Source organism: Flavobacterium sp. 9 (assembly GCF_002754195.1).
Taxonomy (GTDB): domain Bacteria; phylum Bacteroidota; class Bacteroidia; order Flavobacteriales; family Flavobacteriaceae; genus Flavobacterium.
The window spans coordinates 3,048,988-3,065,697 of sequence record NZ_PEEU01000001.1 but is presented as its reverse complement, the minus strand read 5'-3'; the positions used below and the strand labels follow the sequence as shown (position 1 = coordinate 3,065,697).

The 16,710-nt window shown below is 31.1% G+C and carries 13 protein-coding genes; 11 read left to right on the top strand and 2 right to left on the bottom strand.

Annotated elements, in window-relative coordinates; genetic code table 11:
• Positions 1–12 precede the first annotated feature (12 nt).
• From CLU81_RS12505 to CLU81_RS12485, 5 genes are all read left to right on the top strand, one after another.
• A complete protein-coding gene (locus CLU81_RS12505; RefSeq protein ID WP_099710115.1) occupies positions 13–2,130 on the top strand; it encodes a glutamine--tRNA ligase/YqeY domain fusion protein in 2,118 nt (705 codons plus the stop codon).
• Between the two features lie 916 nt (positions 2,131–3,046).
• Positions 3,047–3,526: a hypothetical protein gene (locus CLU81_RS12500; RefSeq protein WP_099710114.1), complete on the top strand. Its 480-nt coding sequence runs from the start codon at positions 3,047–3,049 to the stop codon at positions 3,524–3,526.
• Between the two features lie 91 nt (positions 3,527–3,617).
• Positions 3,618–3,944 (top strand): YtxH domain-containing protein, encoded by a 327-nt coding sequence (locus tag CLU81_RS12495; RefSeq protein ID WP_089354172.1) that lies wholly within the window; start codon positions 3,618–3,620, stop codon positions 3,942–3,944.
• Between the two features lie 128 nt (positions 3,945–4,072).
• Positions 4,073–4,423 carry a competence protein gene (locus CLU81_RS12490; protein ID WP_099710113.1) on the top strand — a complete coding sequence of 117 codons (351 nt, stop codon included), beginning with the start codon at positions 4,073–4,075 and terminating at the stop codon, positions 4,421–4,423.
• Positions 4,424–4,425: 2 nt separating this feature from the next.
• Entirely contained in the window at positions 4,426–4,680 is a 255-nt protein-coding gene (locus tag CLU81_RS12485; RefSeq protein ID WP_099710112.1) for a DUF6327 family protein, read from the top strand.
• Positions 4,681–4,702: 22 nt separating this feature from the next.
• Here CLU81_RS12485 and CLU81_RS12480 read toward each other — a convergent pair whose 3' ends face one another.
• Entirely contained in the window at positions 4,703–5,683 is a 981-nt protein-coding gene (locus CLU81_RS12480; RefSeq protein WP_099710111.1) for an SPFH domain-containing protein, read from the bottom strand.
• A gap of 142 nt (positions 5,684–5,825) precedes the next feature.
• Between CLU81_RS12480 and CLU81_RS12475 the strand changes: the two genes are divergently transcribed.
• Positions 5,826–6,803, top strand: coding sequence for a hypothetical protein (locus tag CLU81_RS12475; RefSeq protein WP_099710110.1), 978 nt, complete (start codon positions 5,826–5,828; stop codon positions 6,801–6,803).
• 33 nt (positions 6,804–6,836) lie between these two features.
• On the opposite strand, the gene gltX is transcribed toward CLU81_RS12475, so the two are convergent.
• Entirely contained in the window at positions 6,837–8,342 is a 1,506-nt protein-coding gene (gltX, locus tag CLU81_RS12470) for a glutamate--tRNA ligase (protein ID WP_099710109.1), read from the bottom strand.
• A gap of 163 nt (positions 8,343–8,505) precedes the next feature.
• Between gltX and CLU81_RS12465 the strand changes: the two genes are divergently transcribed.
• The 5 genes from CLU81_RS12465 to CLU81_RS12445 all read left to right on the top strand — a co-directional run bounded on the left by CLU81_RS12465 (position 8,506) and on the right by CLU81_RS12445 (position 16,668).
• Positions 8,506–11,883, top strand: coding sequence for an O-antigen polymerase (locus CLU81_RS12465; RefSeq protein ID WP_099710108.1), 3,378 nt, complete (start codon positions 8,506–8,508; stop codon positions 11,881–11,883).
• Positions 11,880–12,299 (top strand): rRNA maturation RNase YbeY, encoded by a 420-nt coding sequence (gene ybeY / locus CLU81_RS12460; RefSeq protein WP_099710107.1) that lies wholly within the window; start codon positions 11,880–11,882, stop codon positions 12,297–12,299. The genes CLU81_RS12465 and ybeY overlap by 4 nt, the downstream gene beginning before the upstream one ends.
• Positions 12,300–13,012: 713 nt before the next feature.
• Positions 13,013–14,884 carry a tRNA uridine-5-carboxymethylaminomethyl(34) synthesis enzyme MnmG gene (mnmG, locus tag CLU81_RS12455; RefSeq protein ID WP_099710106.1) on the top strand — a complete coding sequence of 624 codons (1,872 nt, stop codon included), beginning with the start codon at positions 13,013–13,015 and terminating at the stop codon, positions 14,882–14,884.
• A gap of 375 nt (positions 14,885–15,259) precedes the next feature.
• Entirely contained in the window at positions 15,260–15,724 is a 465-nt protein-coding gene (locus CLU81_RS12450; protein WP_099710105.1) for a hypothetical protein, read from the top strand.
• A 95-nt stretch (positions 15,725–15,819) separates the two neighbouring features.
• Positions 15,820–16,668 carry a bifunctional 2-polyprenyl-6-hydroxyphenol methylase/3-demethylubiquinol 3-O-methyltransferase UbiG gene (locus CLU81_RS12445; protein WP_099710104.1) on the top strand — a complete coding sequence of 283 codons (849 nt, stop codon included), beginning with the start codon at positions 15,820–15,822 and terminating at the stop codon, positions 16,666–16,668.
• The last annotated feature ends 42 nt before the right edge of the window (positions 16,669–16,710 follow it).

The window sequence follows — 16,710 nt, the reverse complement described above, 5'->3', positions numbered from 1 at the left end:
TACTATAAAATAATGGCATCAGAAGAGAAATCACTCAATTTTATTGAACAAATCATAGAAGAAGATCTTAAATCAGGTCTATCACAAAATAAGCTTCACTTTCGTTTTCCACCAGAACCTAATGGTTATTTACACATTGGTCATGCAAGTTCTATTGCATTAAATTTTGGTTTAGGAATTGATTATCAATCTCCTGTGAATTTACGTTTTGATGATACAAACCCTGAAAAAGAAGAACAGGAATTTGTTGATGCAATTAAAAAAGATGTTGAATGGTTGGGTTATACCTGGGCAGAAGAACGTTATGCTTCTGATTATTTTCAACAATTGTATGATTGGGCAGTCTTATTGATTAAGAAAGATAAAGCTTATGTTGATAGTCAATCTTCTGAAGATATGGCGATTCAAAAAGGAACTCCATCTACAACAGGAAGTGATTCTCCTTATAGAAATCGTTCTGTTGAAGAGAATTTAGATTTATTCGAAAGAATGAAAAACGGTGAATTTGAAGCTGGAACTCACATTCTTCGTGCAAAAATAGATATGAAATCAACTAATATGTTGATGCGTGATCCTATCATGTACAGAATTTTACACAGACATCACCATAGAACTGGAGATGATTGGAAAATTTATCCAATGTACGATTGGGCACACGGACAAAGTGATTATTTAGAAGAGATTTCACACTCATTTTGTACACTTGAATTTTTGCCTCATCGTGAATTATACGATTGGTTTTTAGATCAGATTTTAGATGAAAATAAACTGCGTCCAAAGCAAAGAGAATTTGCGAGACGTAACTTATCACATACTGTTGTTAGTAAAAGAAAATTACAGCAACTAGTTAAAGAAAAGCATGTTAACGGTTGGGATGATCCTAGAATGTCAACAATTTCTGGATTAAGAAGACGTGGATATACGGCTGCTTCTTTGCGTAATTTTGCTAACACAATTGGTATTGCAAAACGAGATAATTTGATTAATGTATCGGTTTTAGAATTTTGTATTCGTGAAGATTTGAACAAAATTGCACCTCGTGTAATGGCTGTTTTAGATCCTGTAAAATTGGTAATTACAAATTATCCTGAAGGAAAAGAAGAGTGGCTTGAAGCCGAAAATAACCAGGAAGATGAAAATGCAGGTTTCAGAAAAGTACCTTTTTCACGTGAATTATATATCGAAAGAGAAGACTTTCTTGAAGAAGCTCCAGCGAAGTTTTTCCGTTTAACTTTAGGAAAAGAAGTACGTCTTAAAAATGCGTATATCATTAAAGGAGAAAGTGTTATAAAAGATGCAGAAGGAAATATTACAGAAATTCATGTAACTTATGATACTGATTCTTTAAGCGGAAGTGGGACAGAAGCTAGTCAAAGAAAAGTGTCTGGAACATTACATTGGGTTTCTATTTCGCATGCAATTGAAGCAGAAGTTCGTATGTACGATCGTTTGTTTACAGATGAAGCTCCGGACAGTTATAAAGAGAAAAATTTCTTAGATTTTGTCAATCCAAATTCATTAGAAATCATCACTGGATATGTTGAACCAAGTTTATCAACATCACAAAATGAAGATAAATTTCAGTTTCAACGTTTAGGATATTTTACTGTTGATAGAGATTCAACTGCTTCAAAATTAGTGTTTAACAAAACAGTTGGACTTAAAGATGCTTGGGAAGAAAAAGGTAAAAAAGAAGAAAACAGCATCAATAATTCTTTAAAAGATATCAATAAATATTTTAAAGTTGAGACTAAACCGGAACGCATTGCAATTGAAAGTGCAATAGGGGAGAGCATCAAAAATGTTTCAAGTTTTTCTTTACTACAAAATTCATTAAAGAAGAATATTAACAATAATAAGGGTTCATTGTTATTTGCTCAATTTATTTTGAAATATTCAATTTTGAAATCTAAGGATTTTGAAGAAGACGATATTAAAAAATTATATACAATGTCTTTAAGAAGTGAATCGACTTATGTTAGATCAAAAGCACTTTTGAATTTAAGAGATTTAGAAAATGAAAGTTTCAGAAATCAATTTGAAGAAGAAATTTTGAAATTAAATGCAAATCCACCAAAAAATGCTTCGGAAAGAGAAATTGAAATTCTTGCCGAGCTATTAAAAAAATAATATCATTAGAATCTATTGAAAAGCGCTTTTTATAAGCGCTTTTTTTATTATTTATATTTTCTATTAAAAATGTAAATTTTATAGAATTTTTAGATCAAAAGTGACCTTCATAAATTAATTTTAAGCTAAAAATTTACTTATTACATCTCTTAACTCATCTTTTTAAAAATCGTTAAAAATTAAGCTTTATTTTAATTTTAGGTCTTATTTTGCTTTACTTTCAGGTTTATTAACAATGAATTGTTTATAAAGTTAAGAATAGAACCGATTTTATAAATTCAAGTAATATTTAGATCGAAAACTGAAATTTTAGACAAGAATAGCAAATTTTACTTTAAATAAATTTTAATGATTGATTATTATAATTTGAAAGATTTTGTAAATTATATATAAAAACTATTATTAATTTAAAAATAATAGATGTTTTAGATTAAAAATGACATTCATAAATTGATTTTAAGCTATTTTTTCATTTCTTCCATCTCTTAACTCGTCTTTTGAATAATCGTTGATTTTAGCTCTTTATTTTAGTTTTTAGCGTTATTTTTCTCAGTTTAACGGGTTATTAACATACAATTGTTTATAAAGTTAGTATTTTTATCAGACTGTCAAATGAGAAAAGCTTTTTCGACAATTTGAAATAAAAGTTGAGAATCGAAATTGAGTTAGACTAAAGTTTTAAAAATGATTAGTTTTTGATTTTAGTTTTTAATTCTAAATCTGAATTCTCGCCAATTGTTTTATGTTCTAATTTTTATTGTGATTTGGTTTTGATAATACTTCAGCGTAAAAGTATTTTTTCAAGATGATTTCATAATAGTAAAATATCATAGAATTATTTATTTGCTAATAGTTTCAAATTTTGATTTTCATCGTTTGACTATAAACAATTTAAAAATTTAAAATTTATTTACTTATGAAAAGTATCATTTTTACGCTATCAATTTTATTTGCAAATATTGCAATTTCTCAAACACATCAAATTACAAAACATAACGGTGAACAACTTGATGTTAATTTTATAAAACTGGAAAATGATCTGGTTTATTATTCTTTCAACGGAAGTGCCGAAGAACATAAAATTAGCAAATTTGCCGTTTCTCAATTAACAAACAAGCAAACAAATAAAACTCAAAAAATTTCAGATAAAGTAATAGTAGATTCAAAATCAGATTATAAATTTGTTACAGTTTTGCCTCAGGAAAAGACAATAGGTTTAAAACAAGTTGCTAACTTTTCCGGAATTTCAACAAAGACAAAAGGGGAACCGCCAATTGCAAATCAAAAAAATACTGCTTTGAGAATCAAAACACAATCGGCTTCAAATGGATATCCGTTTGTAAGCATTGTTGAAAAAGCCGATGGAAAATATGAAGCTGTAGCTTATGTGTATTAAATTTATTGTTAAATTTTAGTAAATAGTATTTAGCTGGTATTTTATAATTTAAAAAATGAGTACCTTTATTAATCATTTAAATTTTAATATTATGTCAAAGAACTTAAATACAGTAGCAGCAATTTTGGGTGCTGCCGCCGCTGGTGCAGCGATCGGAATTTTATTTGCTCCTGACAAAGGATCTAAAACTCGTGCTAAACTTAAAGAAGGTTTAGATGATGCAACACACAATTTGAAGGATTCACTTTCTGCAAGTTCTGAAGTTTTGCGTGAAAAATTTACACATGCAAAAGAAAATTTAGATGGAACTTATGGAGAATTACTTTCTAATATGAGTTATAAAACAGAAGAGGTTATCAGTTTTTTGGAATCTAAACTTGCTGATTTAAAAGCACAAAACGCTAAACTTCAAAAATAATAATCCAGGAAGCACAAAGCTCAATGTGATTTTGATAGTTGTTTTGGTTATTTTAATTTTAGAATGATCAAATTGCAATTATTTTATCATGAGTTTTGTGCTTCTTTTTTTAAATTAAAATAACAATTATGGCTTTTGAAGAATTAAAAGAAAATACTGAAAACATTCAGGATCAAGCTAAAGTTTACCTGGAAAGTCACTTAGCTTATTATAAGCTTTGGGGTTTTAAGGTTGCAATGAAATCAACAACTTTAATTTTTAAGTTTACTTTGATTTTGTTAGGATTAAGTATGTTTTTACTTTTTGGATCTGTTGCCGCAGCATTTGCTTTTAGTACTTTATTTGGTAGTTATACTTTAGGATTTCTGACAGTAGGAGGGATTTACCTTGTAGTTACAATTCTAATTTTCTTCATAAAAGACAAGTTTGTTGAAGGTCCAATTTTGGAAAAATTTTCAGAAATCTTTTTTAATGACTAATTATGGAAACTAAAAAATACTCATCATACGCAGAAATCGAAAGAGATTTAGAAATTCTGAAATTAGAAAAAGAGATTAATTATCAGAAATTAGTTTTAAGTTTTGAGAAAACTAAAGAAAGTATAACACCGCATAATATAGTAAATGGATTTTTATCTTCTTATAAAGAATACTTTTCAAATTCATATGTAAGCATTTTGCAATCAATTTTACCATATATTATTGGTTGGTTTATCAATAAAAAAAGAGGCAAATAGCCTCTTTTTTATTTTATGTAATTTATTTTACTTCCGGTTGAATGTCATCTTCATAACCAGATTGTGGTTCAATAGGTTTTGGTTTCACAATTTTTTTATTGTTTTTCTTCATCATTTCACCAACTTGATTTGAAGCTGTAAAAGATGCAACCATATTATTCAACATATCACTGCCGGCTTGAGGAGAATTTGGTAACAAAATTAAATTAGAATTTGCATCGGCACCAATTGCTTGGAGTGTATCATAATGTTGAGTTACTACAATTAGGGCAGAAGCTTCTTGAGAATTTATACCAACATTGTTCAAAACTTCAACACTTTCTACTAAACCTCTGGCAATTTCACGACGTTGATCTGCAATACCTTGACCTTGTAAACGTTTACTTTCGGCTTCAGCTTTTGCTTTTGCAACGATTCTGATTCTTGAACTTTCAGCTTCAAATTCAGCCGCAGTTTTTTCTCTGTCAGCAGCATTAATTCTGTTCATTGCATTTTTTACCTGAATGTCGGGATCAATATCCGTAACCAAGGTATTGATAATATCGTATCCGTAAGTAGTCATTGCTTCATTCAATTCTCTTTTTACAGCAATTGCAATATCATCTTTTCTTTCAAAAACGTCATCCAATTTTAGTTTAGGAACTTCGGCACGAACGACATCAAATACATAAGCTGTAATTTGATCGTGTGGATATTCTAATTTATAAAAAGCATCATATACTTTTTCCTGAATCACTTTAAACTGAACCGAAACTTTCATTTTGATAAAAACGTTGTCTTTAGTTTTGGTTTCGATGATAACATCAAGCTGTTGAATTTTAAGCTTTACACGTCCGGCCAATCTGTCAACTATTGGAATTTTTAATTGTAATCCTGAATTTCTCACGCTGTGAAATTTTCCAAATCGTTCTATAACTACAGAAGATTGTTGCTTGACAGTAAAGAACGAAGACATTAAAATAAATAATCCGAAGACTATAATGATAATAAATGCTGTACCCATGATGATATTGATTTAGTTTTTTATTAATTTTTTAAAATTACGAATAATATAATTAGTTTGATATCTATATATTTTCTTTAGAAGATTTTTTCTGTTAAAATTTATTCTATTTTTGGTTTAAAATTTAACCAAAACAAAATTTATGAAAAAAATTCTCTTTTACTTTTTATTATTATCGTCTTTCGCTTCGAAAGCTCAGATCAATGTTAGTTTTTATGCAGATCCAGATGAATTAAAACAATTGAAAACTCGCCCGTTACTTGTTGAAGTTATTGAGGAAGATGAAGATGTTTTAAAGAAATTAGATAAACCAAAGAAGGCTGACGAATTAGCTGATTACAAAAAATTTATAGTTGATTTTAATAGAGACTTTAAAATTTATGCTCAAAAATATTGGACATTCACCGATAAAATGGAGTTTAAAACAAGTACAGAAATCAAAGCTTTACAAAAAGCAAAAGATAAATCGTATGCTGTTTTAAGATTAGTTCAGCTAAATGATAAAGGTTATTGGGGAGTGAAAACAAATCAAAATGTTCCTGCAATTGCATTTACAAGAATTGAAAGTAATATTATTAAAACAGATTCAAAGATTTATTTGCCGTCTAGAAATTTAAATAATGATAAGTCTTTATCTGAAGCAGATTATAAATATGCTTTAACAATTTTGCAAGCTAATGTAGATTGGATTATTGCTAATAATAAAGTTTTAAATTTTGATAAGTATGCTGAAAAAATGGCTAAAGAAAATGTTTCTAAATTAAAAGGGAAGACATTATTAGTTGAAGATAATATGTTAGCAAAAGGTAGAACAAAAGAAGCTGCTATAAAAAATTATGGTGGAGATTTAAAGTTCGTTCCTGAAGCTGAGTTAAATGATGCGCTTGTTAACAAAGCAAAAAATACTGCTGTAATTTATACAGCTCCTTACGGAATTGTGAAGTCGAATGCACCATTTGTATCGATGTCTACAATTGTATATTTTAAGATTATTGTAGATTGTGAGACGAATGAAATCCTGTGGTTGTATATGCCAGGAGCTATGAATTGGGGAGCAAATATGTCAAACCAATTAACGGAAGGCGAATTTAAAGTCATGGCCGATTTAAAAATCATATAAAAAAAAGCTCCCAATTTGGGAGCTTTTTTGTTTTTATAAGGTAGCAATTGCTTTCTGAATTCTTGATATGGTTTCTTCTTTTCCAATGATTTCAACAATGTCAAATAGGTGAGGACCTTTAAGAGCTCCAACCAAACTTAAACGGAAAGGTTGCATAACTTTCCCCATTCCAATTTCGTTTTTAGTTAACCAATCTTTTACAATAGTTTCAATATTTACAGAAGTAAAATCTTCTATATTTTCAAGAACCGAAATTAATTCCTGCATCAAAGTTGGAGTTTCTTCTTTCCAGTTTTTACTTGCTTTTTCATCATAAGATGTTGGAGCCTGGAAAAAGAAATCAGTCAAATCCCAAAATTCAGAAACAAAATGAGCTCTTTCTTTAATCAAAGAAACGATTCTTGTAACATCGAATTTAGAAATTTCAACACCTTTTTCTACTAAAATAGGAGAGAAGCTTTTCGCTAAATCTTCATTATTTTGTTTGATTAAATATTGGTGATTGAACCATTTGTTTTTCTCCGGATCAAATTTTGCTCCAGATTTATGAACTCTATTCAAGTCAAAAGATTCTACAAGTTCTTCTAATGAGAATAATTCTTTGTCAGTTCCATCATTCCAACCTAACAAAGCAAGGAAGTTTATAACCGCTTCCGGAAAAAATCCTTTCTCTCTGTAACCTGATGAAATGCCTTCTTCAGTTTTCCATTCTAATGGAAACACAGGAAACCCTAATTTATCACCATCTCTTTTTGATAATTTTCCGTTACCAATTGGTTTTAAAATCAAAGGTAAATGTGCAAATTCCGGAGCATCCCAACCAAAAGCTCTGTATAATAAAACGTGAAGTGGCATTGATGGCAACCATTCTTCACCACGAATTACATGTGAAGTTTCCATCAAATGATCATCAACAATATTTGCTAAATGGTACGTTGGCATTCCGTCACTTTTAAATAATACTTTATCGTCAAGTAAACTAGTTTCGAATTTTACATCACCACGAATTATATCTTTTAAATATAAAGTTTCATCAACCGGAGTTTTAAAACGAATCACATAATGTTCTCCATTTGCAATTCTTTTAGTAACTTCTTCAGCAGAAACTACTAGAGAAGTATCTAACTTTTCACGAATTGTATGATTGTAAATAAATGTTTTTCCTTCAGATTCTTGTTCTTTTCTTAAAGCATCAAGAGCTTCCGGAGTATCAAAAGCATAATATGCCCAACCAGAATTGATCAGTTGATCAGCATAAGTTTGGTATAATTCCTTACGATCACTTTGTCTGTATGGACCAAATTTTTCGTTTTTTCCAACAGTTTCTTCAGGAGAAATTCCTAACCATTCCAGCGCTTCCATAATATAAGCTTCGGCACCAGGAACAAAACGAGTCTGATCTGTATCTTCAATTCTTAGATAAAAAACGCCATTATTTTTTTTGGCAAATAAATAATTAAATAGGGCAGTACGAACTCCGCCAATATGTAAAGGTCCTGTTGGACTTGGTGCAAAACGCACACGAACTTGCTTTGACATTTGTTTAAATTTTGATGCAAAGATACAACATTCGTCAAAAGTCAAAAGTCGAAAGTCTGAAAGCTTTTGCGTTAAGATGGTAACTTTTGACTTTCGACTTTTGACTTTCAAACTTATACTTATAATTAGTACTTTTATGGGTTATAAATAAAACAGATTCATTTTGAAAACAACATCTGCTATATACCAAAAGCTAGAAGCATTTATAAAGAAATATTATACGAATGAATTGATAAAAGGATCACTTCTTTTTATTGGTTTTGGATTATTGTACTTTCTGTTTACGCTCTTTATTGAATATTTTCTTTGGTTAAAACCATTAGGAAGAACATTATTATTTTGGATATTTATAGGAGTAGAAGTTTTTCTATTATTCCGATTTATTTTATTTCCAATTTTTAAGTTGTTCAAACTTCAAAAAGGGATCGATTATAATCAGGCTTCAACTATTATTGGAAATCATTTTACAGAAGTAAGTGATAAACTAACTAACTTTTTACAATTGTCAGCGTCTGAGAATTCGATAGAAAGTTCGGAGTTGATGTTGGCTTCGATAGAGCAAAAAGCAAATTCATTGCAACCAATTCCATTTGGAAATGCGATCAATTTTAAAACGAATAGAAAGTATTTGCCATTAGCAATTATTCCAATTTTGCTTTTTGCAGTGTTTTATATTTCTGGAAATAGTAATGTAATTTCTCAAAGTTTAAATAGAGTAGTACATTTCAATGCTACATTTTTACCTCCGGCACCTTTTAAATTTGTGCTTTTAAATCAGAATTTGCAAACAGAACAGAACAAAGATTTCGTTATCAAAATGGAATCTGTTGGGAATGTTGTTCCTGAAAATGTGATGATTCATATTGGTAATGAAAGTTATTTTATGGAATCATCTCAACCTGGAAAGTTTGAATTCAAGATTGAAAAACCAGTTTCGAATGTGGAGTTTTCTTTCGAAGGAAATTCAGTTTCATCTGAAGAATACGAATTGAAAGTAATCACAGTTCCATCGATTGCCAACTTCGAAATGGTTCTAAATTTCCCATCTTATCTAAAAAAGAAATCAGAAACTATTCAGGGAACTGGAAATGCAATTGTGCCAGAAGGAACTTTGGTGACTTGGAAAATGAATACACAATCGACTCAGGAGATTGTTTGGAAGGATGAAAACTCAGTTTTTAAGTTCAATAAAGCCGAAAATGAGTTTAAATTGGCTAAAAATATCAGTCAAAATACAGAATATCAAATCCTTACTTCAAATAATAAGGTCAAAAACTACGAAAAACTGGATTATCAGCTGTCAGTTATCAAAGATCAGCATCCAACAATTGCAGTTTCGCCTGCTCCGGATAGTTTGAAGTTGGATAAGAATTATGTTTTAGGAAGGTTAGGAGATGACTATGGTTTGTCTAAATTACAAGTTGTTTATTACGAACGCAACAAACCAAACACTGCAAAGCGTGGAACCATTCCGGTGAAGTCTGGAGTATTTGATCAGTTTGTTTTTAACTTTCCAAGTAATCTTGCTGTGCAGGAAGGAGTATCTTATGAATACTATTTTGAGGTTTTTGATAACGATGCACCTCATGGTTTTAAGAGTACAAAGTCTTCTGTTTTTTCGGATCGTGTTTCTACTACAGATGAGATTCATGATATGGAATTGCAACAGCAAAATGATAATATCAATAGTTTAGAAAAATCTTTAAAGAATCAAACGAAGCAGTTTTCTGAAATGGATAAGATTCAGAAAGCAGGAAAAGAGAAAGATAATTTAGAGTTTAAAGATCAGCAAAAGGTTAACGATTTTATCAAACGTCAGAAACAACAAGACGAATTGATGAAGCAGTTTGCTGAGAAAATGAACAAGAATTTGGATAAATTTCAATCTGAAAAGAAAGACAAAACTGCTGATGATTTGCAAAAGCGTTTAGATAATGCAGAGAAAGATTTAGAAAAGAATCAGAAGTTAATGGATGAATTGAAGAACTTAAATGATAAATTAAACAGCGAAGAGTTGTTTGATAAAATGGAAAAGTTCAAACAAATCAGTAAGAACCAATCTCGCAACTTAGAGCAATTGGTTGAACTAACGAAACGTTTTTATGTTTCTAAAAAAGCAGAACAAGTTGCAGACAAATTAAAGAAACTTGCAGACAAGCAAGAGGAACTTTCTAATAAAGAAAAAGAAAATACTCAGGACAAACAAGAGGATATTAATAAAGCTTTTGATAAAATTCAAGAAGACTTGAAGGACTTGAAAGAAGAAAACAAGACTTTAAAATCTCCTTTAGATATTCCTAATGACGCTTCAAAAGAAAAAGATTTAAAGAATGATTTGCAAAAAGCTTCTGAAGAATTGAGTAAAAAGAATTCTTCTTCGGCTAAGCCAAAACAAAAAAGTGCAGCTAAGAAAATGAAAAGTATGGCTGAACAAATGGATGCCGGAATGGAAGACGGAGAACAAGAACAATTAGAAGAAGATGTTGCAATGCTTCGTCAGATTCTGGATAATCTTTTAGCTTTCTCTTTATCGCAGGAAGATGTAATGAAACAATTTAAATCTATGAAATTAGGTTCTTCGGCTTTCACGAAGAACATTAAAGTTCAGCAAAATCTGAAACAACAGTTTAGATATGTCGATGATAGTTTGTTTGCAATGTCACTTCGTAATCCTAAAATTGCCGAAGATGTAACTAAAGAAATTGGCAACGTACAATATAATGTAGACAAAGCAATTGAATCTTTAAGCGATGTTCAAGTTCCTAAAGGAGTTTCTCACCAACAATATGCAGTTTCTTCGGCGAATAAATTGGCAGATTTTTTAAGTGATTTATTAAACAATATGCAAATGTCAATGTCTAAACCAGGATCTGGAAAACCAAAACCGGGAGACGGACAAGGAATGCAATTGCCGGATATTATCCAAAAACAAAAAGGTCTTGCTGATAAAATGAAGGAAGGAATTAAATCTGGAAGCAAACCTGGCGAAGGTAAAAGTGGAGAAGGAAAAGAAAGTCAAGGAAAAGATGGACAAGGAAAAGATGGTAAAGATAAAAATGGAGAAGGCAAAGATGGTCAAGGAAACAAGAGTGGAGGAAAAGGAAATGATAATAAAGATGGTAATGATGGAGAAGGAGATGCAGAAGCTATCATGGAAATTTACAAAGAGCAAGTGAAACTTCGTGAAGCTTTGCAAAAAGAATTAGCTAAACAAGGATTAGATTCTCAAGGTAAATCTGTAATCGATCAAATGAAAGCTTCAGAAAAACAACTTTTGAATAAAGGATTTAAGAATGAGAACTTGCAAAGAATACTTAATATTCAACAAGAATTATTAAAATTAAACAATGCTGTTCAGCAACAAGGGCAAGATACAAAGCGTCAATCTGAAACTAACAAGGCTGAATTTTCTAATAGAACGAATGCTTTGCCTAGTTCACTTTTGGATTATTTAAACAGTGTGGAGATTTTAAATAGACAATCACTACCTTTGCGCTCGAATTTTAATCAAAAAGTTCAAGAATATTTTAATACAAAATGATCAATTTTAATTACGAAACCGAATTTACTTTAGACAACGAACAAGCTTTTGCTGATTGGTTAAGTGCTGTAATCGTGTCTGAAAACAAAAACGAAGGTGAGATAAATTACATTTTTTGTGATGATGAATATCTTCATAAAATAAATGTAGAATATTTAAATCACGATACACTAACAGATATTATCAGTTTTGATTATACAGTTGGTAATGAATTGAACGGGGATATATTTGTTTCTGTCGAAAGAGTAGAAGATAATGCTAAGGATTTTAATGTTTCTTTTATTGAAGAATTGAAACGTGTTCTTGCTCACGGTATACTACATTATTGTGGATATAAAGACAAGAGTGATTCTGAAGCTGAACTTATGCGTTCAAAAGAAGATGAAAAAATTGCAATGTTTCACGTGGAACAGTAATTAAACCACTTTTGAATATTTAGAATTTTGTGTTCCACGTGAAACATGTTTATCTAAATTGATAGATTTTTACAAGCGTTCCACGTGAAACATATTTGAGATTTTTAAATTAGAATGTTTCACGTGGAACTTTCTAAGTGTAATTTTAGAAAAACTGATAAGGATTTAATATTGTTTTTTTAAGATTTAGTATAAAGTGTTTCACGTGGAACATCAAATAATCGGTTTTGATTTTGATTTTTCTCGTTTGAAAATTCGATTTTAAATCGTTCCACGTGGAACAAGATGTATTTGAAAGGTTGAAATTTTAGATTGTGAATATTAGAAATTGTATAAATGATGTTTCACGTGGAACAGTTTTAGAATTTTGAGATTTGAATTTGAGGTTTTGAAATCACCATTGTTTCGATTTTTATATTGAATTGTGAATTGTTAAGTTGAGTTTTCTTTTGAAAGAATTAAGAATGTTTCACGTGGAACAGAGGTTTTGGTTCGGAAATTTCGATTGAAAGATTGAAGAATATGTTTGTTTGATCTGTTCCACGTGGAACAGGTTTATGTTGTTTAAGACGGAATCTGGGTTTTCTAGATTGTGTTCTTGAATGTGAAAATTTGAATTTTGCGCGTTAGCGCCGTTCCACGTGGAACAAAAAGGAGTTAAAAAGTAATTCTGAGAATCGCCTTAAACGGTTTGCAGAGAATAATAAAACAAAATGTTTTTAGAAGAATACGATGTTATTGTAGTTGGTGCAGGTCATGCTGGATCTGAAGCCGCGGCAGCGGCCGCAAATTTAGGATCAAAAACTTTATTGGTCACCATGAGTCTGCAGAACATTGCACAGATGTCTTGCAACCCAGCGATGGGAGGAATTGCAAAAGGACAAATTGTGCGTGAGATTGATGCGCTTGGAGGATATTCGGGAATTGTTTCCGACCGCACGGCAATTCAATTTAAGATGTTGAACAAATCGAAAGGACCTGCAATGTGGTCGCCGAGAGTTCAAAGTGATCGAATGCGTTTTGCCGAAGAATGGAGAATGATGTTGGAGGGAACTCCAAATTTGGATTTCTACCAAGAGATGGTGAAAGGTTTGATTATTGAGAATGGAAAGATAAAAGGAATCAGAACTTCGTTAGGAGTGGAGATTCGATCTCAATCTGTTGTGTTGACAAATGGAACTTTTTTGAATGGTTTAATTCATATTGGAGAGAAACAATTCGGAGGAGGAAGAGCAGGTGAAAGTGCTGCAACAGGAATTACCGAAGATTTGGTGAAAGCCGGATTTGAATCAGGAAGAATGAAAACAGGAACGCCGCCACGAGTTGATGGACGTTCTTTGGACTATTCTAAAATGAACGAAGAAAAAGGAGATGCGAAACCGGATAAGTTTTCTTATTCGGATTTAACCGTTCCGTTAACGCATCAAAGATCTTGTCACATGACATATACGTCATTGGATGTTCATGATATTTTGAGAGAAGGTTTTGATCGTTCGCCAATGTTCAACGGAAGGATCAAAAGTCTCGGTCCAAGATATTGCCCTTCGATAGAAGATAAGATTAATCGTTTTGCTGATAAGGAACGTCACCAATTATTTGTTGAGCCGGAAGGCTGGAATACTTGTGAAGTTTATGTGAACGGATTTTCAACTTCGCTTCCGGAGGATATTCAATTCAAAGCTTTGAGTTCTGTTGCCGGTTTTGAGAAAGTGAAATTCTTCCGTCCAGGTTATGCGATCGAATATGACTATTTTCCACCTACACAATTGAAACATACTTTGGAAACAAAGTTAGTTGAAGGTTTGTATTTTGCCGGACAAATAAACGGAACAACAGGATATGAAGAAGCAGCTTCGCAAGGTTTGATGGCAGGAATAAATGCGCATTTAAAAGTGCATGAAAAAGCACCGTTGATTTTAAAACGTGATGAAGCTTATATTGGAGTTTTAATTGATGATTTGATTACGAAAGGAACGGAAGAACCTTATCGTATGTTTACGTCAAGAGCAGAATATAGAACATTGTTGCGTCAAGATAATGCCGACTTTAGATTAACGCCAATGTCTCATGAAATTGGTCTTGCTTCTGAAGCTCGTTTGCGTCGAATGGAGAAGAAATTAAATGAGTCTGAAAAGATGGTGGCTTTCTTCAGAGAGACGAGTGTTTCGGTTGCAGAAACAAATCCAATTTTGGAAGCGAAAGAAACAGCTCCGATTACGCAAGGTGATAAAATGTTTAAAGTTTTCTCACGTCCGCAAATTGAATTGGAGGATATGTTGAAATTTGAAAAAGTAAAAGAGTATATCGAATCGAATGATGTAGATCAGGAGATTTTAGAACAAGCAGAAATTCAAGTGAAATATTCGGGTTATATCGAAAAGGAAAGAAATAACGCTGATAAACTTACTCGTTTAGAAGAAGTGAAAATTCCGGAGAATTTCGATTATAACAAAATTAAATCAATGTCAATTGAAGCAAAACAAAAATTGAGCAAGATTCGTCCTGTAACAATTTCTCAGGCTTCAAGAATAAGCGGAGTATCACCAAGTGATATTTCCGTATTATTGATTTATATGGGAAGATAGAAAGGTTAATTTTGTTTCAGGTTTCAAGTTTCAAGTTTCAAGTTATTGAGATTTGAAACCTGAAACTATTATAACTTGAAACAAATTTTAAAATGTTCCACGTGAAACTATTTATGTCTGTTTTTCGATTTAGATTGTTGAATTGAATGTGAGGACATGTAATTTGATTTTATTTGTTCCACGTGAAACGAATTTAATATTTTGAATTTTGTAGAGATGCACAGCAGTGTATTTAACGTGCAGCATATATTATTACAAATAAAAGATATTGAAACCGAGACGCACTGCTGTGCGCCTCTACAATAGAAATCTGAATAATTAGAAAAAGGATTGAATTGTTCCACGTGAAACTGTTTGTTTAAAAATTTCGCGAATATGAAGATTATCGAAAAAGATGTTTTAACGTTGGAACAAAAAGATTCCTTAATGCAACTTTGGAATAATGAATATCCAGAGCGATTACATTTGAATACTATTGAAGATTTTGATTTGTATTTAAATGGACTTACAAACACAAAACATTATTTGTTGTTTAATGATTCGGATAAAATAATTGGTTGGACTTTTACTTTTTTGAGAGAAGATGAAAATTGGTTTGCAATAATTTTAGATCATCAAATTCAGGGAAAGGGAAATGGATTACTTTTGATGAATGAAATAAAAAGTAAAAATAATTGTTTGAATGGTTGGGTTGTCGATCATGAAAATGAAGTAAAACAAAACGGTGATTTTTATAAATCGCCGATGCCGTTTTATATTAAAAACGGTTTTACAATTATTGCAGAGACAAGAATTGAAAATGAAAAAATGTCGGCTGTAAAAATAAATTGGAAACGATAGAAGAAAAAAAATATTAAAAACAATAAACCCTAAAAGTGAAATTTTCACTTTTAGGGTTTGCTATGAAATTAAACCAAAATACCTATAATTAAAAAATGGACGTTTTAAACAAAAAACATTTTCTTACTGTAAAAGACCATTCTGTGTCTAAAGAAATTTTCGAATTGTATCATGACGAAACTTTAGATATGTTGATTACATCTCCGCAACCTGAATTACAAAATTTAGGAAGATATTACGAAAGCGAAGATTATATTTCTCACACTGACAACAAACGTTCGTTATTTGAAAAAGCATATCACTTTGTGAAAAATATTGCTTTAAAAAATAAACTGAATTTAATAAATGCTGAACAATCTCAAAAAGGAAAAATTTTAGACATTGGTGCCGGAACCGGAGATTTTTTATTGACAGCAAAAAATGACGGTTGGAAAACTGTTGGAGTAGAACCAAGCGAACGAGCAAAAAATATCGCGAAGCAAAAAGGAATTTCTTTCGTGGAAGAAATTAGCGAACTCGAAAATAATTCGTTTGACGTAATTACGATGTGGCACGTTTTAGAACACGTTCCAAATTTGGAATTTCAAATTCAGGAATTGAAGCGTTTATTAAAACCAACTGGAACATTAATTGTTGCGGTTCCAAATTTTAAATCTTACGACGCAAAATATTATAATGAATTTTGGGCAGCTTATGATGTGCCAATTCACTTTTGGCACTTCTCTAAAAAAGCGATCCAATCACTTTTTGAAAAAGTCGATATGAAATTGGAAAAAGTGCTTCCAATGAAATTTGATTCTTTTTATGTGAGTTTATTATCGGAAAAATACAAAACCGGAAAAATGAATTATGTGAGTGCATTTTTTGTTGGTTTAAAATCAAATTTAAAAGCGAGCAGTACAAAAGAGTATTCATCGCACATTTATGTCATAAAAAACAGCTAAAACGCAAAATAAGCGCGTTTCTGGCGCTTTTTCTGCTCAAGT